This window comes from Frankia sp. R43, assembly GCF_001306465.1.
Lineage (GTDB): Bacteria > Actinomycetota > Actinomycetes > Frankiales > Frankiaceae > Parafrankia > Parafrankia irregularis.
Window position 1 is genome coordinate 159,890 of the sequence record NZ_LFCW01000005.1, and the last position, 20,844, is coordinate 180,733.

Annotated in this window: 17 protein-coding genes; 12 read left to right on the top strand and 5 right to left on the bottom strand. The window is 70.9% G+C overall.

Annotated features, from left to right (window positions below):
- Positions 1-367 precede the first annotated feature (367 nt).
- From ACG83_RS21690 to ACG83_RS21700, 3 genes are all read left to right on the top strand, one after another.
- Complete coding sequence (locus tag ACG83_RS21690) at positions 368-889, top strand: DUF2993 domain-containing protein (protein ID WP_076832374.1); 522 nt, start codon at positions 368-370, stop codon at positions 887-889.
- Positions 882-1,532, top strand: coding sequence for a histidine kinase (locus ACG83_RS21695; RefSeq protein WP_235498079.1), 651 nt, complete (start codon positions 882-884; stop codon positions 1,530-1,532). Before ACG83_RS21690 ends, ACG83_RS21695 begins: the two co-directional genes overlap by 8 nt.
- Positions 1,533-1,719: 187 nt before the next feature.
- Entirely contained in the window at positions 1,720-3,222 is a 1,503-nt protein-coding gene (locus ACG83_RS21700) for a cytochrome P450 (RefSeq protein WP_083473444.1), read from the top strand.
- Positions 3,223-3,456: 234 nt separating this feature from the next.
- On the opposite strand, the gene ACG83_RS21705 is transcribed toward ACG83_RS21700, so the two are convergent.
- Complete coding sequence (locus ACG83_RS21705) at positions 3,457-4,491, bottom strand: DUF2278 family protein (protein WP_054568088.1); 1,035 nt, start codon at positions 4,489-4,491, stop codon at positions 3,457-3,459.
- A 704-nt stretch (positions 4,492-5,195) separates the two neighbouring features.
- On the opposite strand from ACG83_RS21705, the gene ACG83_RS21710 reads away from it, so the two are divergent.
- Genes ACG83_RS21710 through ACG83_RS21720 form a run of 3 tightly spaced genes read left to right on the top strand, consistent with a single transcriptional unit; the run spans position 5,196 to position 7,457 of the window.
- Complete coding sequence (locus ACG83_RS21710; RefSeq protein WP_054568089.1) at positions 5,196-6,029, top strand: hypothetical protein; 834 nt, start codon at positions 5,196-5,198, stop codon at positions 6,027-6,029.
- Positions 6,030-6,069: 40 nt separating this feature from the next.
- On the top strand, positions 6,070-6,819 hold the full coding sequence (locus tag ACG83_RS21715) for a hypothetical protein (protein ID WP_054568090.1): 750 nt from the start codon (positions 6,070-6,072) through the stop codon (positions 6,817-6,819).
- A 53-nt stretch (positions 6,820-6,872) separates the two neighbouring features.
- The gene (locus tag ACG83_RS21720; RefSeq protein ID WP_054568091.1) at positions 6,873-7,457 is read left to right on the top strand and encodes a VOC family protein; all 585 of its coding nucleotides are present in this window, start codon (positions 6,873-6,875) and stop codon (positions 7,455-7,457) included.
- Positions 7,458-7,472: 15 nt separating this feature from the next.
- Here the strand turns inward: ACG83_RS21720 and ACG83_RS21725 are convergent, their stop codons facing one another.
- Positions 7,473-10,493, bottom strand: a complete 3,021-nt coding sequence (locus ACG83_RS21725; RefSeq protein WP_161934783.1) for a LuxR family transcriptional regulator — start codon at positions 10,491-10,493, stop codon at positions 7,473-7,475.
- A gap of 413 nt (positions 10,494-10,906) precedes the next feature.
- Between ACG83_RS21725 and ACG83_RS21730 the strand changes: the two genes are divergently transcribed.
- From ACG83_RS21730 to ACG83_RS21745, 4 genes are all read left to right on the top strand, one after another.
- Complete coding sequence (locus ACG83_RS21730; RefSeq protein ID WP_054568093.1) at positions 10,907-11,935, top strand: SMP-30/gluconolactonase/LRE family protein; 1,029 nt, start codon at positions 10,907-10,909, stop codon at positions 11,933-11,935.
- A 429-nt stretch (positions 11,936-12,364) separates the two neighbouring features.
- Positions 12,365-12,640 (top strand): hypothetical protein, encoded by a 276-nt coding sequence (locus ACG83_RS21735; protein ID WP_200931353.1) that lies wholly within the window; start codon positions 12,365-12,367, stop codon positions 12,638-12,640.
- A gap of 360 nt (positions 12,641-13,000) precedes the next feature.
- Complete coding sequence (locus ACG83_RS21740) at positions 13,001-14,707, top strand: CocE/NonD family hydrolase (RefSeq protein ID WP_054568094.1); 1,707 nt, start codon at positions 13,001-13,003, stop codon at positions 14,705-14,707.
- Positions 14,708-14,844: 137 nt separating this feature from the next.
- Positions 14,845-15,432, top strand: a complete 588-nt coding sequence (locus tag ACG83_RS21745) for a TetR family transcriptional regulator (RefSeq protein ID WP_235498080.1) — start codon at positions 14,845-14,847, stop codon at positions 15,430-15,432.
- Between the two features lie 61 nt (positions 15,433-15,493).
- On the opposite strand, the gene ACG83_RS21750 is transcribed toward ACG83_RS21745, so the two are convergent.
- Positions 15,494-16,309 carry a helix-turn-helix transcriptional regulator gene (locus ACG83_RS21750; protein ID WP_054568096.1) on the bottom strand — a complete coding sequence of 272 codons (816 nt, stop codon included), beginning with the start codon at positions 16,307-16,309 and terminating at the stop codon, positions 15,494-15,496.
- An 88-nt stretch (positions 16,310-16,397) separates the two neighbouring features.
- Between ACG83_RS21750 and ACG83_RS21755 the strand changes: the two genes are divergently transcribed.
- The gene (locus ACG83_RS21755) at positions 16,398-17,306 is read left to right on the top strand and encodes an NmrA/HSCARG family protein (protein WP_054568097.1); all 909 of its coding nucleotides are present in this window, start codon (positions 16,398-16,400) and stop codon (positions 17,304-17,306) included.
- A gap of 214 nt (positions 17,307-17,520) precedes the next feature.
- Here ACG83_RS21755 and ACG83_RS21760 read toward each other — a convergent pair whose 3' ends face one another.
- Positions 17,521-17,727 carry an RNA-binding S4 domain-containing protein gene (locus tag ACG83_RS21760; protein ID WP_193209756.1) on the bottom strand — a complete coding sequence of 69 codons (207 nt, stop codon included), beginning with the start codon at positions 17,725-17,727 and terminating at the stop codon, positions 17,521-17,523.
- Positions 17,728-17,994: 267 nt separating this feature from the next.
- Between ACG83_RS21760 and ACG83_RS21765 the strand changes: the two genes are divergently transcribed.
- Entirely contained in the window at positions 17,995-19,248 is a 1,254-nt protein-coding gene (locus tag ACG83_RS21765) for a vanadium-dependent haloperoxidase (protein ID WP_054568099.1), read from the top strand.
- A gap of 214 nt (positions 19,249-19,462) precedes the next feature.
- On the opposite strand, the gene ACG83_RS21770 is transcribed toward ACG83_RS21765, so the two are convergent.
- Positions 19,463-20,797, bottom strand: a complete 1,335-nt coding sequence (locus ACG83_RS21770) for a DHA2 family efflux MFS transporter permease subunit (protein ID WP_235498081.1) — start codon at positions 20,795-20,797, stop codon at positions 19,463-19,465.
- Between the last annotated feature and the right edge of the window lie 47 nt (positions 20,798-20,844).

Below are 20,844 nucleotides of genomic sequence, written 5' to 3' on the forward strand. Positions count from 1 at the left end.
GGAACCGCCATCCGGAGCTCAGCCACCATTTTTTCGCGGACGATGGCGCTGCGGCCGGCGCCAGCGCTACTGGGCCGCGTTTCGCCAGCCGTCCGAGAATGTGGGCAAGGAACGCCGACGCCTCGTCCGTGGTGACTTCGGCCAGCCGGCGGCCGTGCAACAGTGCCCGCCCGCCAAACCCGTACGCTGCTCGCCCCTGGTTCACATCATTTCCGCATGAACGCGCGGTCTTCTCGGTCCTATGCGGAACCTGGTCGCTGTACCCCGATCGCAGACCCGCCCGCTCCGGCGGCGGGCGGGCGGCGTGGATGGCCGAGCGTGGTGGCGGGACCGGTGGCGATGGGGGGCTGCGACGCCGTTCGTCGTCATGGCTGCCCTCCTGGTGACCGACCGCCTGCTCGTTCGAGTCGCCGAGCACCACCTGACCGAGCGGTTCGGCTGCATGGGCACGTTTGTGGGCACGCGGTCCGTCCACATCGGCGGCTTTCCGTTCCTGACCCAGCTCGCTGCGGGGAATCTCCGGACCGTGACAGCCACGGCCGCCGGGATCGACCCGGCCGACAGGTTGACCGACGTCGCGGTGACCTTCCGTGACGTCCGTGTGCCCGTCTGGTCGGTTCTTCTCGGCCGGGGGCGCCCCGGCTCGCTCACCGTCGGCTCGGTCTCGGCGGCAGCCGTCCTGCGGTTCGGGTCGGACGGTCGGCCGGTTCTCGCCGGCTCGGGCGGCCTGCTCGGCCGAGCACTGGCGGCGGGGTCGTCGGCGGAGCCGGTCCTGCCGCCGGGCACACACCTGGACTCCGTCGAGCCCATGCCGGGTGGGCTGCGGCTCACGGTCACGATCCCGGGTGGCGTGCTCACCGAGACCGGCGGACGGCTGTGCCGTGGCTGACGGACGGGACGCAGAGCTCGCCGAGACCGGCGCCGTCCGGCGCGTCACCGTGCGCGTCGTTGGGCGCGTCGTTGGGCGCGTCGTTGGGCGCGTCGTTGGGCGTCTTGCCGTCCGGCGTGGCCTGTCGGCCCGGGATCGCGCGACCAGGCTGCTTTTCGTCCTCGCCGCGCTGCTGGTGCTGCGCGTGGTTCAGGCCGCCGTCGCCGGGTTGACCGTGCTCGCCGTGACCGTCTCCGGGCTCGAGCACCCAGCTCCCGGCCTGCGTATGGCTCGCCTGGCCGAGGTCGAACCGGAGCCGACAACCGGGCTGACCACACTGGCCATGGTCCTGATCTCGGCGGGCCTCGCCACCGTCCTGCTTCCCCGCGCGCACGTGCTGGCGGCGTTCGCCGGAATCAAGGCATTCGCGATGGTGGCGGCGTCGGCGATCGCCGTCATGTTCACGGCCGAGCCGGTCGGCGTCCAGGCCGCCGTTGCGGGCTGCGGCGTCAGCGTCGTGCTGCTGTTGTGGCCGAAGGCCCGGGAGGCAGCCACCCGTGTCCTGGCAGCGATCGGACTGCCCCACGTGTCCGGTCCCGCCGGCGACCTCGTCCTCGCCCTGAAGATCGCCCTGCTGGTGGCGTTTGTCCTCCTTCCCGGCTGACGGACGTCCGGATGACCGTCGGGACGACCGCCCGCACCCTGCCGGCCTCGCGGTCAGGAACGGCCCGGCCTGCCCACCGCGGCCGTGCCGCTGCCCGCACGGACCCAGGTCGCCCGTGTCCCACCTCGACAGTCCCGATCCGCCTTCCCTGTTTCCTTCCCCCTACGTCGTGACAAGGAGGCGCCGCATGGCGCGCCCGACGGCATCCGAACCCGACCACCCGCTCCTTCCTTCTCCCCTGGTCAGACCGGCCACCGCAGCGGCCCCGGTGTCCAGACAGGCATCGGCCCCGCAGGCATCGGCCCCGCGGGCCGCGGCCGAGGTGCCCGGCCCGGCCGGTGGGCCGATGGCGGCCGTGCGGCGGCTGCGGGCCGACCCGCTGACCCGGCTCGCCGAGATCCGCCGTGGGTACGGGCCGATCGCGCGGCTGGCGAGCTGGCCGGTGTCCGCCTTCCTCGTGTCCGACCCGGACGCGATCGCCGACGCGCTGGTCAGCGGTCACCGCCGTTATGCCAAGGGGGCCGTGGTCCGCGGCCCCGGATCGCGGGCAACCGTCACGCAGCCGCTCACGCTCCTGCTCGGCCAGGGCCTGCTGACCAGCGCCGGCGAGACGCACATGCGCCAGCGCCGGCTGATCCAGCCCCTGTTCCACAAGAAGCAGATGGCCGGCTACAGCGGCCAGTTCGTCGCCCTCGCCGAGGCCACCGCCGCGACCTGGCGGGACGGCCAGTCCCTGGACCTGCACGCAGAAATGACCGAGATGACGCTGGCGATCGTCGCCAGGACGCTGTTCGACGTCGACATCTCCGACCGCGTCGTCGACGTCGTGCGGACCGCCGTCAGCGAGAACATGCCGGTCGCGCGCCGGGCCGGCCTGCCCGTCCTCGAGCGGCTGGAACGGTTCCCGCTGCGAGCCGCGCGGCGGCGCCAGGGCGCCAGGGCAGCGCTCGACCGCACCGTCCACGAGATGATCGCCGGCCGTCGCGCCGCCCAGGCACAGGGCACGAGCGCAGGAGCCGGCACCGACCTGCTGTCGCTGCTGCTGGCCGCCCGGGATCCCGACACCGGCGAGCGGATGGACGACATCCAGATCCGCGACGAAGCGATGACCCTGCTCCTCGCCGGTCATGAGACGACCGCGAACGCGCTGGCGTGGACGTTCCACCTGCTCGGTGGCGAACCGGCGGTGGCGGCGCGGCTGCGGGAGGAGCTCGACACGGTCCTCGACGGCCGGCCGCCCACGATCGAGGACCTGCCGAGGCTGACCTACACGAACGCGGTGTTCTCCGAGTCGATGCGGCTCTATCCTCCGGTCTGGGCGATGGGCCGCCACCTCGTCGCGGACCACGAGGTAGCCGGCTACCTGCTTCCCGCAGGCTCAACGCTGGTCTTCAGCCAGTGGGTGATGCACCGCCACGAGCGCTGGTGGCCCGATCCCGACCGCTTCGCCCCCACCCGCTGGCTGGGGGCGGCGGACAACCGGCCGCGTTTCACCTACTTCCCCTTCGGCGCCGGGCCCCGCCAGTGCATCGGAAACAGCTTCGCCGTCGCCGAGGGCGTGCTGACACTGGCGGCAATCGCTCGCCGCTGGTCGTTCACCCCGGCGTCCGACGCTCCGGTCGTGCCCGAACCGCTGGTCACCCTGCGCCCCAGGGGCGGCCTACCGATGGTGGCCCATCGCCACCGCTGACGGCCCTGACCGTCGACCGTCCGCCGCTGGCCGCCGCTGGCCGCCGCTGGCCGCCGCTGGCCGCCGCTGGCCGCCGAGCGTTCCACGCCGAGCCGGGCACGGCCATCGTCCAGCCGCCGCCGGCTGTCCTGCCGCCGCCTGTGCTCACGGAGAACGGACGACCGTCGTGGGCAACGCGAGGGCACTGTGGTGGCCCCGGAGCAGTCCGGGGCCACCGGGGCATGCTTCGCCGGGTCAGAAGACGACGGTGCGCCCTTCCTCGGTGGCGTCCGCGGCGGTGTAGGCGACACCATCGACCTTGAGTCCGACCGCGTCGAGCAGAGTGATCGTCCCACCGTGGTTTCCCAGCGCGACAGGTGGTACGACCGGGATCCGGATCGTCTCTCCCGCGGCCAGCGTGCGGGCAGGTAGCGACACCTGGTGCTGGTCTCGGTCGGCGATCGCCCAGCCGGCCAGGTCAACCGACTCGGTCGTCGTGTTGATCAGTGTTACGGACTCGTCCTCGGGCGAGGCGCCGACCGCGTTGACGAGCGCTCCGACGATCCGCAGCCGCTGGTCGGGCTCGCCCTCCGCCGGCTGTCCACCCGGACGGGCCTGCGGAACGTCCGGCAGCGCACCGCCGGTGCGGTCATCGGTGTGCCACTTCTGGCTCTGGAACGCAAGGAAGACCGCGACCCAGCGATCCGCGGCAGGGAAGTGGAACAGGAGCGCGCCGTCCTGCCACACCCCGTTGTCGCCTTTGAACCGGCCCGCGTTCCCCTGGTTCATGTGGATGTTGTGGATTCCTCGGCCCGGCTTGAACCTGAAGACCTTGTCGGCTTCCTTCTCCGCCGACCACGGCTCGCCGAAGGCGTAGATACGGCTGCCGTTGTTCGCCTGTGCCCGGGTCACGTAGTGGTCGAGCACATCGGCGAGATCATTGTCCTCGCCGGGCTCGTGCGCGGGCAGCGCCCGCAGGTCGGTGCGGTCGAACAGACTGCCACGGATGTAGTCCAACGCCAGCCCGCCGGGCTTCCGGTCGAGCTCCGTGTACCCGTCCTTCAGCTTCTCGAGATCTGCAAGAATGGGATGCTGGAAGTCCTCCACGGCAACATAGAGCAGTTCCGACATCTTCGGATCCGACTCCTGGCCAGAGGAAAGAACGTTGACGGCCGCGCGAGCGGAGCCGTCACCGTCGATGAGGATCTGGTAGTGCGGCGTGTCATCGTCGGGTTCCCGGCGGTGGTCAAGAACCCGGCCTTTTAGAACACCGTATCGATCCAGAGACATCAGCGGTACACCCGTTTCTTCTCAACCGAGAGAAAAGCTCCGAGATGTACTCCTTGTCGTCGCGGCCAGGCGGCGTTCAGGAGCACATGTCAGGAGGGAAATGGCCTGTTGACACGGGAGGGTGATGAGGACCGGGGCACCTCACCGGTATCGAGCTTGCGAAGCAGGAAACCGGCGACCCAGGAGAAATCCACAGGGTCGGCCACGATCCCCCGCATTTTCGCTGCCCGCTACTAACCCGTCACGCTACCCGCCACAGTGGGCGGACGCGCGTCGACGCGCCATCCCCCCGAACGCATCCGATATCTGAACGGCACCGTCCGACACCTGAACGGCACCGGCCGGCTTTCGACGCTTTTCGCCGGGTAGCAACGATCCGCGCCCGAAGCGGGATGGGAACCGAGGTGCGGGCCCCGCCCTCGGCAACGAGCGCCGCGAGCGCCACAAGCGCCACAAGCGCCACAAGCGCCACAAGCGCCGGCGATACGTAGGTCCGATACGTATTTCGGCGGATTCCCGCGCCACCCGACGGCGGCCATGATCCTCCCGGACGCCCTGACCGGCATCCGTCAGTGAGGACAGGCGAACTCGCACCGCCCTCCCTTGGCCCGTTCTCCGCGAGAGCGCGAGCCGGCGGCGGGAAGACGCGAGGCGCCGTCTGACGAAACCAGCACCCGCCGCCACACCAGTTCAGGAGCGCTCCCGTGACGTCTCCCCATGTTTTCCGCGTCGTCCGCCACGGCGCCGCGGCCGTGGTCGCCGCCGCGGCCCTGACCGCGACCGCCGCCTGTTCCTCGGCCTCCGACGAGCCGGCTACCGCCGCGGCCACCAGGCCGACCACCAGCCCGCCGACCACCAGCCTGACCACCGTCGCAGCGGACGCAGGCGACGTGCGGGCCGCGTGCGCAGCGGAAGTCGCGATCAACAGCCTCGGCTTCCCCGGGTCCGATCCCGCGGCCCCGGCTCCGACCGCCGCGGAGCTGCGGGCCTTCGCGACGGCCGCCGAACCGCTGGCCGCCACGCTGCGCGCGAGCGTCCCCGCCGAGCTGACCAGCAAGGTCGACGTCCTGATCTCCGTGGTGAATTCCGCCAGGCAGGGCCAGCCGATCGACTACGAAGGCAGTGGGCTCTTCGCCGCGGGCCAGATCGTCGACGCCTGGATGGTCGACAACTGCGGTTATCCCACGCTCGCCGTGACCAACGACGCCGGGACGCTCACCGGCCTGCCGGAGACCGCTCCCGCCGGGCCGGTCGCCATCACGTTCACCAACGCAGGCGACGACCCGGCGAAGGCCGGGTTCGTCCTGCTGTTCGCCAAGGTCAAGGACGGGGTCACCGCGACCGCGGCCGGACTCGCGGACGGGTCGACCAGCCTGGAATCAGCCACCGACATCGTCTCCGCGGTTCAGCCACAGGGTGACTCTCCCGGTTATGGCCTGGCGGAGCTGCCCGCCGGTCGCTACATCGTCGCCAGTCCGCTCGGCAGCCCGCCGGACTTCGCCGGTGGTTTCGCCGCCCGCGAGCTCCACGTCCGCTGAGCCGGCGACGTCACCGTCGATCCCATCCGAAGGGGACCCCATGCTCACCCACGTCTCGGGCCGCGTTCTCGCCGTGGTCTGCCTGGCCATCGTCGCCGTCTGCTACGGAATGTCGGTAGCGGTCCACCCGGCGCCCGGCAGTGGCGGCGGCTCCGCCCTCGACACCGTCGAGAACTTCGCCGTCCATCCCGGACGAGCGAACGCCCTGCTCGTCCTCGATCTCGGCGCCCTGCTCCTCCCCGTCGCCATCGGCCTCGTCGCGCTGCTCGCCCGGCCCGGTGCGCGGGCGCTGTCCACCTGGGCCGGCCTGCTGGGAACGGTCGTCGGCGGGGCGACCGGTGTTCTGGTGGCCGTCGACATCATGTGCGCCGCCGCCGCGCGCACCGCCGACCGCGAGGCCGCCGCGGAGGTCGTCGCCGCCTTCTTCGAACGACCGGTCGTGATCGTCTACCTCGCCGTGGGCGTGGCGGGCGGCCTGGCGGCGTTCGTCCTGCTCGCGATCGCGCTGATCCGCGCGAAGGTCGTCGCCTGGCCGTTCGCGGTCGCGTTCCCCCTCGGCTATGTCGTGGGCGGACCGTTCGCGGCGCCCGTCACCGGCGTCATCTCCACCGGCCTGCTCCTCGCCGGTTTCGGCGCCTGCGCCGCGTGCATCCTGCGCTCCGGCCTTCCCGCCGTGCCCGTGTCCGCGGCCACGACCACAACCATGCCGGCGTCCATGCCCGCGGCTGTGCCCGCGTCTGCGGCCGCAACCAAGGCCGCGCCCGGGCCGGGCACCGCCCAGCAACAGTGATCCGTGCCGGTGGGACGTCCATTCATCTTCGTCAACCTGAAGGAGGAACAACAATGGCGCTGGAGCAGACTCCGGAGGATACCGACGGACAATCGGGGAGATTGCTGAACGGTCTGGACCACGTGGCGGTCATCACGGGTGACACCGAGCGGCTGATTGCCTTCTACGCCGAGGTGTTCGACGCCACCGTCCGCTATCAGGTTCCCGGGCCCGGCGGTGGCCGGATCTCCATTCTCCAGATCGGCCCGGCTACCGCGCTCAACATCTACGAGATTCCCGGCAACTCCGAGGCCCGACGTCAGGCACCGATGTTCGGCCGCGGCCGTCTCGATCACCTGGGCCTGCGGGCCGCCTCCCGGGAGACGTTCGACCTCATCCGGGATCGGCTCATCGCCCGCGACGCCTCCGACGGCTTCGTCACCGATTTCGGCCCGACCCTCAGCCTGTTCTTCCGTGACCCGGACGGACTCGAGGCGGAGGTGTGCGTCCCGAATCCCGCGGGCCGGCCGGACGTCCACAACCCGCCCGGCACACCAGCGCCCGGCTACCAGCCGGGCGTCCCGTCCCTCTCCACCACGGACGGCGCAGGGGCCGCAGGGGCCGCAGGGGCCGCAGGGGCCGCAGGGGCCGCAGGGTGATTTTCGGTGAAGCGGTCAGCGTGGGGCCTGCGCATCCCGCAGGCGCGGGCCCTCGGTGTCCTGCTGTTGGTGGCGGGCAGTGACCCAGGCGGCGATCTGAGCCCGGGAGGAGAAGCCGAGCCTGGTCAGGATGTGCTGGACGTGAGTCTGCGCGGTGCGCTCGGAGATGAACAGCTTCACGGCGATCTGCCGGTTCGTCAGTCCCTGGGCCACCAGTTCGGCGACCTCGCCCTCCCGGGGCGACAGCGGGCTGACGGCCGGCGTCCTGGCGCTCGCCGCCGTGGACGTCGCGGAGGTCGCGGAGGCCGCGGAGGCCGCGGCGCGCAGAGCACGGGCTCGGCGGGCCCACGGGTCCATACCGAGCTGGACGGCGGCCGTCTCGGCATGCTCGAGGAGCTGACCGGCCCGGTCGAGGTCGCCGAGGTGTGCTCGACGGGTCAGGGCGGCGGCGAGCTCGCATTCGGTTTCGACGGTGAACCCGGCCGCGCCCGCGGCGCGGCAGTAGGCGAGCGCGGTGTCGAGGTCCGCGACGGCGTCGTCGAGACGGCCCAGGAAGACCGCCGCCCGGCCGAGGTGGAGCTCGACAGGGCCCAGATAGTTGGCGGTCCCGGCACCGCCGACCACGAAACGCCCGCGTTCGGCGAGCAGCCGATCGTACAGGAGCTCGACGTCATGGCGCTCGCCGACGGCAACCGCGACCGCGGACCCGAACGCCCAGGTCGGCACCCGCCAGTACGGCGGCGGATGCCAGCTCCGCACTGGCCCGGCCTCCCGGTAGACACCGAGGGCCTCGGCCCTCCGGCCGGCGAGGACGAGCATGTGCGCGGTCCCGAGAGGCCCGCGGAAGATCCCCGTTCGTGCCTCGCCACCACCGGTAGATCGGCCGGTCCGCGGGTCCGGCGGGTCCGAGGGGTCCGGCGGGTCCGACGGCTGGCTGGTCGCCACCCGCTCGTGGCCGATGTGGGCGGCGATCATGCACTCCAGCGACCGGTACGCGCCTGACGCGGTCGGGTGGCTGTCGGCGGGGAGTGTTCCGAGGGCCGCGCGGCCGAGCTCGAGCGCCTCGCCGTAGCGGCCGAGCGCGCCGGCGAGCGCGGCACGTGCGACGAGCAGGTGCCAGTGGGCGATCGGGCCGCCGACCTGCTCGACGCACCAGGCCAGCCGGGGCAGCTCAGCCGTGACAGCCGCCAGGTCCCCACGCTCCCAGTAGGTGTCGATCCGCCACAGCCGACCCCACATCTCCTCCCTGGAGCGGCGCAGCGTACGCCCGATCTCGGTCATCCGATCGGCGAGCCCGGCACGCTCGTCCACGTGTTCCGGACCGCTGCGACACAGCTGGCGGGACCTCAGAGCAGCGATCACCGCGGCCGGATCGGTGACGTCGGCGGCGATCTCCAACGCCTGCCGGCTGCTCTCCTCCGCCGCGGTGACGTCGTTCAGATACACGGAGCTCTCGGCCGATCTGGCGAGCAGGCGCGCCCGGCGGGACAGATCGGCCGGGTCAGCCAGAGCAGCCGGGTCAGCCGGGTCAGCCGGGTCAGCCGGGTCAGTCAAGGCAACCAGATCGAGCCCGGCGAGCGCCTCGTCACACCACTGGCGCAGCCCCAGGTCCCAGGCCATCGCGCCGATGGGCTCGATACCGAGGGCGGCCTGGGCGATCAGGTCCACCCGGCCGATCCGGCGGGCGAGCGCAACTGCCTCCGTCGTCGCGGTCCGGCACGGCTCGATGTCCCTGGCCCTCCAGCGGGCACCGGCGAGGTCGATCAACAGCCGACAGCGCAGCTGTCGGTCGACCGTCGGCCCGCCCGCGTCGAGCGCGAGCTGGTAGAGCCGTGCGCTCTCCTCATACGCGAGGGAGCGCAGGGCGGCGTCCGCGGCCCGCCGGGCCCAGGCCACGGCAGGCCGCGGGTCATCGAGCGCGGCCGCGGCCCAGTGCCGTGCGATGTCCGCCAGCCGGTCGTCGATCTGCCCCGCGTAGACGCGCTCGAGCGCCTCGGCCGCGGACCGGTGCAGCCGCAGCCGCTCCTGGGCCGGCGTGTCAGCCTCGATCGCCTCGCACACCAGCGCGTGGACGAATCGCCAGGCCCCGGCGGTGTCAGCGGCAGCGATCAGCCCGGCGTCGGCTGCTTCCTCCAGCGGTGGCAGGCAGTCCAGCGGTGGTCGGCCAGCCATCGCCGCCACCGTCGCCACCGAGAACTGCTCTCCCAGCACCGCGGCCGCCGCCAGCATCCGGCGGGCCGGGCCGGACAGGCCCGCCGCGCGCTGCCCCACCACCTCGACGAGCGACGCCGGCAGCCGCCGGCCGGCCAGAGCCGCGTCCGTCGGCAGCATCCGGGCCAGCTCCCGGACGAAGAACGGGTTGCCGCCGGTCCGCCGGTGCACCTCCCTCGCCACGTCGTCGGCCACGTCCGTATCGGTGACCGCCCGTACCAGGTGGGCGGTCTCCGCCTCGTCCAGTCCGGCCAGCGGCACCTGCACGGTCACCGGCTCCCGGCCCAGGTCCGGGAGAATCCTGCGCCACGGCGCCGCGTCACCGGCACCTACCGTCCGATGGGTGGCCAGGACCAGCACCCGCGCTCCGCGCAGCTCGCGAGCCAGGTAGCGCAACAGCAGGAGCGACGGCTCGTCCGCCCACTGCGCATCCTCGACCACCAGCAGCAGGCCGGAACGCTCGGCGAGCGCGAACACCCGGCGGACGACGGCGTCGAACAGCGCGATCCGGTCGGCCTCCGAGTTCGCCTCGATCGTCGTCGGCAGATCCGCCGGGCCGTTCCCCTCCCCTGCCAGGTCGGAACGCAGCAGTTGCCGCCACAGCCAGAAAGGAGGGGTACCGACGCCTTCATGCGCCCGTGCCCACCGGGTGAGTGCGCCGCCGGCCGCCGCCATGTCGGCCGCCTCCGTGGCCAGCCGGGTCTTGCCGATGCCCGGCTCACCTCCGCACAGCACCAGCATCGGCGCCCCACCGAAGGCGGCGGCAAGCCAGCCGGAGATGGCGGCACGCTCGCGTCGGCGGCCCACCAGGCCCGGTGCCCCCAAGCTCGTTCCTCTCCTGAATGTCGCGTTCTCGCGAGCATCACCGCGGTGGCCGCTCTGCGCCGACCGCGGGTAGTGCGAACACGCGTGTTCCAACCTGGCTCCTTGTCGGGCCGGTCTCCAGCCTCTCACCCCGCGCACCCGGGTTACCTGGCGTTCAACCCGGAGCGTGGAGGCCGACTCGTCGAACTCCGACCAGCGCGGCGCGGCGCCGCGCAACGCAACGCTTCGCCGCAGCGCGACCATCACCGGCCGCGGGCAGCACATGCAGACCGTGAAACCGGGTTGAGGCCACGATGCGCTCTGCGAGAATTCCGCCGAAATCCGCCTCTCATCATGAAGGAGGAGCCTTGTTTCCCTTACTGGAGCGAGCCCGCGCTCGTCACCGCGTAGTCGCCGTGGGGCTGGCTGCCGCTATGGGTGCTCTCGCGCTTTCTGCCGCGGCCCCGGCCCAGGCGGCTGGCACGTTCACCTCGTACCCGACCCCCACCCCGGCGTCGATTCCCTGTGTCACGGCGGGTGGGCCGGACGGGGCGGCCTGGTTCGTCGAAGCACTCGCCAACAGGATCGGCCGCATCGACCCGGCGACCAGCGAAACAGCGGAATTCCCGATTCCCTGGTCCACCGCACAGCTGCCGGCGTCGCTAAACTGGCTGAATCTGCCGGTCGCGACACCCGCACCGGTTACCGCCCTGCCGTGCGCGATCACGGCCGGGCCGGACGGCAAGATCTACTTCGCCAACGGTCTGCGCAACCAGCTCGGCAGCATCGACCCGCAGACGAAGGCGTTCGCCCTTTACTCGGTTCCCGGCGTGGGGGGTAATCTCTTCCCCTTCAACGACCTGGCCGCCGACCCGGCCGGGGCGATCTGGTTCACCCAGACCACCGCCAACACGATCGGCCGGTTCGACATCGCGACGAAGACCTTCACGTCCTACCCGGTGCCCACGCCGGGTGCGCTGCCGATTGGTGTCTTCACCGGCTCGAACGGCGATGTGTGGTTCACCGAGGCTCTCGGGAACAAGATCGGCCGCATTGACGCAACGACCAGAACGATCACCGAATACCCGGTCCCGAGCCTCCTCGCGGTCCCGTTCGTGATGCGTGCCGAGACGGATGGCGGCCGATATGTCTGGTTCACCGAGCTCGGTGCCAGCAAGCTCGGACGGATCGACACGGTTACCGGTTCGGTCAGCGAGGTCCCGGTGCCGGTCCCACTGTCGTTCCCGATCGGGATCTGCTCCTCACCGCAGGGGAAGATCTACTTCACTTATCTTCTCCGCGACAAGCTTGGTGCCTACGACCCGGCGACCGGCGTTTTCACGGAGACCTCGGTGCCCGGCGGCCCCCTCGGCCCACCCGCGGAGCTGAACTACGGTCCGGGCGACGCCGTCTGGATGGCCCAGCTGACCGGAAGCCGAGTGCTGCGCTACTCCCCGGCCTGATGCCGTCCGGTACCGCGCGGTTCCGCGGAACCGCGGTACGGCTACCGACCTGGCCGTGAACCTGGCCGCCGGGTAGGTACCCATTCCGGCGCCCGACCCGGGTCGTGCCCGCGTGTGGTCGTTCCCTTCCGGGCATCCGCACCGGCACGGCCCGGGATTCAGGCCCTCGTCCTGCCGGCTTGAGTTCCAGCGGTCGTTGCCTGGACAGACCTCACCGATGGGCTGCCCGTGGGCCGGACCAGGGCGATGGGACGCTGCATACGCATCCGGCGGGCCCATGCAGCAGAGGAGAACGCGGTGGAAGCAGGCGGAGCTGACGAGCGGTGGTGGGTGCACTGCTGGTGTGGCGCCCTCAACGGCGAGTATCCGACTGAGGCCGCAGCCGATTCGGCTGTTCACAGCCACCCGCTCTCGGATCGACGGTGCGACGTGGTTCTGAAGAGCCCGGAGCCGCCGGGGCTCCGCTCCATGCCCCTGTTCCTGCTGGGCGACGAAAGCTGCACCGGCGCCGCTGTCGACCAGGACCTCGACGGCCAGTGGCAGGTCACCTGCCACTGCGCGGCGCTGGACAGTCTGCGCTTTCCCACCGATGAGGAGGCGGAGACGGCTATGGATGAGCACCTGGACGCCGAGGACGCACGCGCCCGGGCGCTCTTCGATCAGCTTGCCGCAGAGACCTTCAACGACCGGTTTCCCCGCGGCTGACCGCGTCCGGGCCGGGCCGGTCAATGGGATCTCACTGGCGAGGTGGCGTCCAACCAGCGCCGGACGCCGGGATTGGCCGACAGGCCAGCACGATGCGTGAGCTGAATGGCCGGGCATGCCGACGGCCTGATCCATCCCGGCCGGCGGCACTTTCGTGGTAATGCGCGCCGGTATCCGCATATCTGGTCGAGGCCGTTTGCGGCGGTGGCCTTTGTGCAGGCCACCGCGCGGCGGGCAAGCCAGGCGCCGACCAGGCGGCCGGTGGGGCCCGAATCCGCGGGAGGCCAAGTCGTAAGGATGTCTCGCCCCCGCACACATTTGCGTGACACGCTGTGCCACCCAAATGGAAGGGGGCCTCGTATGGCCGCTCCAAGGCGAACGCCGCTGCGTCGCCTCGCTCCGGTCGCCGCGTTGGCCGTCGCCGCGCTGACGGCGTCCGCCTGCCTGCCGATCTCGACGGGAGAGCTGTCTGGGCAGCCTTCCTCGCCGCCTTCGTCCGGGTCGGTCAGCGCGCAGCCGCTGTCGGCCCAGACGAAGGCATGGTGGAGCTACGACCGCGAGGCCACCTACCAGTCCATCACCACCAAGGTCACGGTCCCGACCCGGGACGGCACCCAGCTGAGCTGTACGTTGGTCCGTCCCGCGACCAGCAGCGCGCCGGCCGCAGGAACCTTCCCCGGCATCGTCACCGAGTTCACCCCGTACTCGCTGTTACACGACACCTACGTCAACAGTGAGGCGACCTATTTCGCGACGCGCGGCTACAACGCCCTGGTCTGCACGCTGCGTGGTGTCGGCGGCTCCGGCGGCACCTGGCAGAACGCCATGTCGGCCCAGGACGGCAAGGACGGCTACGACCTCGTGGAGTGGCTGGCGGCGCAGCCCTTCTCCAACGGCCGGATCGGGATGACCGGCGAGAGCTACGGCGGCGACACCACCTACGCCACCGCGATCAACCAGCCCCCGCACCTCGTCGCCATCGCGCCGCTGCAGTCTCCGTCCGACCTGTACCACGATGTGATCTACCCCGGTGGCATCAAGGCCACCGAAGGCGGCGACATCGACAACTGGCCCGGCACCGCCGAGCTCATGAGCGGTGGAGTGATCAACCCCGCCAACGAGTACGCGACGAACCGCGCCCACCCCACCTACGACGACTACTGGCAGTCACGGTCATTCCTTGGCCGTCACGACTCCATCAATGTTCCCGTGTTCACCATGGGCGGCTGGGTCGACCAGTACTTCCGTTCCGGCGAACTGGCCAACATCGAGGGCGCCCTGGGCAGGACCTGGGCAATCTACGGCCAGTGGACCCACCTGCTCCCGCTGACCTACCCGAACTGCGGACCGCTGTGCAACTCCGACGGGCTCGCCCCCGGAATCGTGCTCGCCTGGTTCGACCACTGGATCAAGCAGCTGCCCGACGTCCCGATCCCGGCCAAGCCAACCTTCGTCAGCTACGCGGGTGCCACCGCTTCCGCGCCGGGCTGGCGCGAGATCGTCGGCTACGACCCGAACGACACGGCAACGCAGTCGTTCGCCCTCAACACTGCCGGCACCACCGGCACCACCGGCACCGCGAGCACCACCGGCACCGCGACCACAGCAGCCGGAACGGCCGGAACCGTGACGTTCCACCAGCCGCAGGATCCTTCGACCTCCGGCGGGTCGGTCCTGTTCCAGACCAGCCCACTCACCACGGCAATGTCGATCTTCGGCCATTCCACGCTCACTCTGAAGGCCACGCTGTCCGGGACGGACGCCAACTTCTACGTCGAACTGATCGATGTCGGCACCGATGGCAAGCAGACCCTGGTCAACAACGGCTTCCTGCGCGCCAGCCACCGGACGTCCGACGTCGTGCCGATGCCGGTGCAGGCGGGCGAATCCGTCACCTACACCATCCCGATCCGGGCCGACGACTGGCAGTTCGCCGCAGGCCATCGCATCGCCCTGCGGATCTCCGGCGGCGCCTCGTCGATGCTCACCCAGAACTCGACACCGGTCGACGTCGCCATCGCCACCGGCGCCGGCGGATCCGCCCTGACCCTGCCCACCATCAGCTGACCCCGGCCACCAGCCGCCCCCGAAGCTAGCCTGGTCGAAACGGCGCAGACTGCCGTCGCGGACACAGGCACAGGCGGGCACAGGGGGAAACGGTGGCGGGCGGGACGGCGAAGCGTCCGTACAGGACATCACCGCATGTGGAACAGGCCCGGGCCGACCGGCGGGAAGCCGCGGCCCGGGCTGTCGAATCCGCCGCCCTCAACCTGTTCGAACTGCACGGATTCGACGCGGTGACCGCAGGTGACATCGCGACCGCCGCAGGGATCTCCATCCGTACCTTCTACCGCTACTTCCCCACCAAAGACGATCTTCTGCGCGCCGGTGTCCGCCGCCGGGCACAGGCCATCGCCACCGCGTTGGCCGCCCGAGCAGCCGACGAACCACCCATGCGCTCCATCCGATGGGCTGTCCACGACGTCGTCGCCGCCGAGGACACCACCGACGTCGCCCGCTGGATCCGTATCTCCATGGTCAGCCCGGCCGCCAGCAACGTGATGCTCGGCATCAATGTCCTGGAACTCAACGCGGTCCTCGGCGACTTCCTCAGCACCCGCCTTGGCACCGCACGCGACAGCCTCCAACCCACGATGCTCGCGGTCGCCGCCGCGGCAGTCATGATCGCCGCACACGCACGCTGGAGCTTCCATGGCGGCGACCTCGCCACCATGCTCAGCGACGCCCTCGCCGTCCTCGACGCCATCCCCCCGAACGCAGCCGATATCTGAACGGCACCGCGAGGACCGCGCTGCGCTGCGATGAGTTGAGTTGAGTTGAGTTGAGGTACGGTCAGTGGTCGACCAGCGAGAGGGCGCGGCGCAGGTCGTCGGGGGTTGTCGGAACCTGCATGACCAGCAGAAGGTCCGGGTATTCCACCGGTCGCAGCTGGTAGACGTCCAGGGCGATTCGGCCGGTGGCCGGATGGTCGATCGAAATCGTCGCCGGTCTGAAATCCCGGATCGGGTAGGTGTTCCACCACTGGCCGAATTCGCGGCTCGCCTCGGTCAGCGCACGGACCAGCTCCACGAACCGGGCGTCGTCCGGGCGCTGGCCCACGGCCGCGCGGAACTGGCTCAGCACAGCCCGCGCGGCCGCTTCCCAGAACGGCATTCGTGCGCGGTTCTCCCTGTCCGTGAACATCATCCACAGCAGATTGCGCCGGCCTTCAGGTAACACGGCGGGATCATGCCTGATCCGAACGTACGGGGCGTTCCAGGCGATGAAGTCGAAGTACCGGTCGAACATGACGGACGGGTTCGGCGCGGTCGCGTCGACGAGGCGCTGGACCCGGGGCTCGACCTCGTCCGGGGCGGTTCGCGCCGGCGGCACCGGCAGGCCGGCCAGGACACGCAGGTGCCGGTGCTGGTCGGCATCGAGCCGCAGTGCGCGGGCCAGCGCGTCCACGACCTGCGCGGACGCCGCGATCGGGCGGCCCTGCTCCAGCCACGTGTACCAGGTGAGCGAGAGCCCGGCCAGCTCGGCCACCTCCTCGCGGCGCAGGCCGGGAGTCCGCCGCTGGCCGACGCCGTCGGGCAGGCCGACGTCCGCGGGCCGCAGGGCTGCCCGTCGCGCGCGCAGGAAGGTGGCCAGTTCGGCGCGGTGCATAGATCCTCGTCCCCTTGCTGTCCAGGAGTCCTGGGTATCACCATCGCAACCAGGTTGTCGGCGGTGACCGTGGCTAGCTTTACGCCCCATGGATGATCGTGAGAATTCAGTTCTTGTCATCGGCGCGACCGGACAGCAGGGCGGTGCGGTGGCCCGAGCGCTGCTGGGACGCGGGCGGAAGGTGCACGCGCTGGTACGTGACCCGCAGCGGCCCGCGGCGCGGGCGCTTCAGGCGGCGGGGGCCCGGCTCGTCGTCGGTGATCTGGACGACCCGGCATCGATCCGCACGGCCATGGCGGACGTGAGCGGCGTCTTCCTGATGCTGAGCAGCGTGACCTCGGGCACCGTGAGCCTGGCGGACGTCGAGTCCGAGGTACGGCGCGGAAAGTTCGTCGCCGACCTCGCGGCGCAGGCCGGTGTCGACCACCTCGTCTACAGCTCGGTTACCGGCGCCGACCAGGACACCGGCGTTCCGCATCTGGAAAGCAAGGGGCTCGTCGAAGCGCACATCCGGGATCTCGGCCTGCCGGCCACCGTCCTGCGGCCGGTGTTCTTCATGGAGAACTTCACGACCGTCACCCGCCCCGTCCTGACCGAGAACGGGCTGGTCGTCTCCCTCGCCCTGCGCCCGTCCAGCCGGCTGCCGCTGATCTCGATGGCCGACATCGGCGAGTTCGCGGCATTGGCGTTCGACGAGCCGGCGGCGTTCGTCGGTCAGACCCTGGTGATCGCGGGCGACCATCTCGCCGCCTCGGAGATAGCCGAACGGTTCGGCGAGGCGGCCGGAATCCCGGCACGTTTTCACCAGACCCCGCTCGAGCAGCTGCGCGCCTTCGACGAGGAGGTCGCGAAGATGTTCGCCTGGTTCGATTCCGGCGCGATGGAACAGCCCGATCTGCCGGCCCTGCGCGCCCTGCACCCGAAGGTCCTGACGATGGGGGCGTGGCTGCGGTCGGCGGACTGGCGCCCGCAGAACGCCGGCGATTTCGGCGGCTGAGCAGGTTCCTCGCGCGCCGCTTCGGCACACGCCGTTCGCAGCCACCGAGAACGAAGCAGGGGCCGCAGGCCGCGGGGCCGCAGGCCGCGGGGTCGCGGAACCGCGGGGTCGCGGAACCGCGGGGTCCCGGGACAGCGGGGTCCCGGGGCGGCGGGGCGGAGTTCGCCGGGCGGCGACGTACCGCGCCCCGCGCGTGGCCGCGGCAGGCGGTGGGTCAGCCGACGCGAAGCTGCACACCGGCCAGGGTGACCTCGTCTCCCCGCCGTAGCTGACGGCCGCGACGGGTCTCGACCTCGCCGTTGACCTGGACGTCCCCGTTGGCCAGCACTGTCCTGACCTCCGCGCCCGCCTCCACGACGTCGGCGAGCTTGAGGAACTGACCCAGGCGGATGACGTCGTCACGAATACTCACTTCACGCATCCGCCCAGCATGCCGGACCATCGCAGCGCCTGGTCGGCTGGCTACCCGGGGCTCCGCCGGGAACGGGGAACGTCACGCCGATACCTGAAGGCGGTAACGCCCGGACCTGCCGAAACAGCACGTCGCGCTTCAAAGCGCTACGCCCTTGATCTCGTGGTGACATCATGACCGGAGTTCACGCTGGACATCTGTCCATCTCTCGCCTTTTCTGCCCGCGAGCAAGGGAGACCAACTGTGGTGCGCTCGGGTCGATTTCGTCGAAAATTAATGTGCACGGTCGTCGCCGGTTTCATTGCCGCCGGTGTGCCGGTCGCGGCCGGCGCCTCGCCCGCGCCGGGCGCGTTCGCGAACACCTCGCCAAATGCCGTCATCGTCTGGGACCGTAACGCGCAGACCGCGATCTGGGATGTGGCCGGGCAGCAGCCGCAGGTGCAGGCGCGCAGCTTCGCGATGGTGCACGGAGCGGTCTACGACGCGGTGAACGCCATCTCCGGGCGCCCCTACGAGCCCTATCTCAGCGCTCCGCGCACCAACGGCCGCGAATCGGTGAACGCGGCGGTCGGCACCGCGGCCTTCCAGGTTCTCAGCTCGCTTTTCCCAGCTCAGCAGGCGCGTCTGCAGGCACAGTACGACGAGTGGATGGCGACCGTCCCGGACAGTGCCGCGAAGCGCGGCGGGGTCTCGGTGGGCAGCCAGACCGCCGCCGCGATGATCCGGGCGCGCCAGGGTGACGGGGCGTTCGGCGACCCGGCCTGGCCGATGGGTACCGAGCCCGGCCAGTGGCGGCCGACCCCGCCCACCTACGCCTCCGACACGGCGTGGGTGGCGAAGCTCAGGCCGTTCCTCCTGCCGAGTACGTCGATGTTCCGCAGCGCCGGCCCACCCGCGCTGACCTCCGCCCAGTACGCCCGCGACCTCAACGAGGTCAAGGAGGTCGGCGCGGTCAACAGCAGCACCCGCACCCTCGACCAGACGCAGGCCGCGATCTGGTGGCATGACCGTCACCTGGGCGAGTGGGAGATCAAGCGGCAGCTGGCCACCGGCCAGCACCTGACCGTCCTGCAGACGGCACGGATGTTCGCGATGGTGGACATCTCCGAGGCCGACGCGACCACCGCCTGCTACAACGAGAAGGCGGCCTGGATGTTCTGGCGGCCGGTGACCGCGATCCAGCTGGCGGACACCGACGGCAACCCGGCCACCGCGGCCGACCCGAACTGGATGCCGCTGCTCGTGACGCCGCCGCACCCCGATTTCACCTCGGGGCACACCTGCTTCACGGCGGCGAGCATGTCGGCGTTGGCGTACTTCTTCGGCCGGGACGACATAGCCTTCAGCGCCTACAGCGAGGCCTCGGGCACCACCCGGTATTTCCGGAGCTTCTCGCAGGCCATCGCCGAGGTGATCGAGGCCCGTATCTGGGGTGGCATCCACACCCGGACGGCCGACATCGAGGGTGCGAAGATCGGTGCGAAGACCACCGCCTATGCGGTCAGAAACTATTTCCGCCCCCGGCGGTAACGGAGCCTTTTCCCTCATCGACCCAGACCTGCGTTTCCCTGACCGTGGACGGTGATACGGAGAAGGATCACTGAAAGTCAGGGGCCGGCCGCCCGGGCTGCGGGTGATATTCCGCAGCGTGGGCGGCCGGCGTCCCGGCTGTTGGCGTGGGCGTGGGCGTGGCGGGGATTCGCAATCTGACCGGATCCGCCCCGGCGGGAAGGCCGCGGAGCCGTCAGGTACCGGCCGGCTCGTAGCCGAGGCTCCGGGCCGGTGCGTCGGTGCGGATGTCGGTCCGGTCGGTGAGCTCGTCGGCGGGGGACGTCCGGTGGCGGGGGACGAGCAGGGAGCCGAGCGTTCCGACGCCGGTCGCGACCGCGCCGACGACCAGGGCGACGCGGATGCCGTCGGTGAAGTCGGCGGCGCTGGCGTAGCCACCGGCCGCGGCGAACACCGAGGCGAGGACCGCGATACCGAAGACGCCGCCGACCTCACGGAAAGCGTTGTTGACCCCGGAGGCCACGCCCTCGAACTCGGTCGGAACCGACCCCATGACCACGTTCGCGACCGGGACGAAGAACAGGGCCATGCCGACGCCGGAGACGACGAAGGCGGGGACAAGGGTCAGGAACGACGTGTCGGGGGCCAGGTCAGCGCGCAGCCACAGCAGCCCGGCGGTCATCATGGCCAGGCCGGTGACCATCAACGGGCGCCCGCCGATCCGGTCGGACAGCGGGCCGGCGATCGGCGCGACGATCAGCGGCATCACCGTCCAGGGCAGGGTGCGCAGGCCGGCGCCCAGCGGTGAGTAGCCCATGACGTTCTGCAGGTACTGGGAGATCAGGAAGATCGATCCGAACATCCCGAAGGAGAACAGCACCGCGACCGCGTTGACCGCGGCGAACCCGCGGCGGCGGAACAGGCTCACCGGCAGCATCGGTGCGCCGCCGCGCCGCTCGGACCGCAGCTCCCAGGCGACGAACGCGACCAGTCCGACCGCGCCGGCGATCAGTGCACTTAGCACCCCGGCGCTCGTCCAGCCGTGGTCCTGCCCACGGACCACACCGAGGACCACCCCGAACAGGCCCAGGCTGACCAGGACGGTTCCCGTGACGTCCAGCCGGCTGGACGGCTCACGGCTTTCGGTGAGGCGGGTGAAGGCCAGGGGGATCACAGCGAGGCCCAGCGGGACGTTCACCCAGAAGATCCACTGCCAGGCCGCGCCCTGCGTGATGGCCCCGCCGACCAGCGGCCCGAGCGCGATGGCCAGGCCGGAGACCGCGCCCCAGATGCCCAGTGCGGCGCCGCGGCGCTCTGCCGGGACCGCGGCCGACAGCAGGGTCATCGACAGCGGCAGCACGATCGCCCCACCGACTCCCTGCACGGCCCGGGCAGCGATGAGCGTGCCGACGCCCGGTGCCAGTGCGGCGGCGGCGCTGGCCACGGTGAAGATCGTCAGCCCGGCGGCGAAGACACGGCGCCGGCCGAGCCTGTCCCCCAGCGCCGCCGCGGGCAGCAGGAGGACGGCGAAGCTGAGGGTGTAGGCATGTAGTACGTCATAGCATCGCATGTATGGACTTTCCTCCGTTGATGCCCATGCCTCAGTGGCCGCACGCC

What these genes read in the sequence shown, in the direction of transcription:
- ACG83_RS21690 (WP_076832374.1), top strand. Translation starts at nt 368, where the DNA reads ATGGCTGCCCTCCTGGTGACCGACCGCCTGCTCGTTCGAGTCGCCGAG.
- ACG83_RS21700 (WP_083473444.1), top strand. Translation starts at nt 1,720, where the DNA reads ATGGCGCGCCCGACGGCATCCGAACCCGACCACCCGCTCCTTCCTTCT.
- ACG83_RS21705 (WP_054568088.1), bottom strand. Translation starts at nt 4,491, where the DNA reads ATGTCTCTGGATCGATACGGTGTTCTAAAAGGCCGGGTTCTTGACCAC.
- ACG83_RS21715 (WP_054568090.1), top strand. Translation starts at nt 6,070, where the DNA reads ATGCTCACCCACGTCTCGGGCCGCGTTCTCGCCGTGGTCTGCCTGGCC.
- ACG83_RS21720 (WP_054568091.1), top strand. Translation starts at nt 6,873, where the DNA reads ATGGCGCTGGAGCAGACTCCGGAGGATACCGACGGACAATCGGGGAGA.
- ACG83_RS21730 (WP_054568093.1), top strand. Translation starts at nt 10,907, where the DNA reads ATGGGTGCTCTCGCGCTTTCTGCCGCGGCCCCGGCCCAGGCGGCTGGC.
- ACG83_RS21740 (WP_054568094.1), top strand. Translation starts at nt 13,001, where the DNA reads ATGGCCGCTCCAAGGCGAACGCCGCTGCGTCGCCTCGCTCCGGTCGCC.
- ACG83_RS21750 (WP_054568096.1), bottom strand. Translation starts at nt 16,309, where the DNA reads ATGCACCGCGCCGAACTGGCCACCTTCCTGCGCGCGCGACGGGCAGCC.
- ACG83_RS21755 (WP_054568097.1), top strand. Translation starts at nt 16,398, where the DNA reads ATGGATGATCGTGAGAATTCAGTTCTTGTCATCGGCGCGACCGGACAG.
- ACG83_RS21760 (WP_193209756.1), bottom strand. Translation starts at nt 17,727, where the DNA reads ATGCGTGAAGTGAGTATTCGTGACGACGTCATCCGCCTGGGTCAGTTC.
- ACG83_RS21765 (WP_054568099.1), top strand. Translation starts at nt 17,995, where the DNA reads ATGTGCACGGTCGTCGCCGGTTTCATTGCCGCCGGTGTGCCGGTCGCG.
- ACG83_RS21770 (WP_235498081.1), bottom strand. Translation starts at nt 20,797, where the DNA reads ATGCGATGCTATGACGTACTACATGCCTACACCCTCAGCTTCGCCGTC.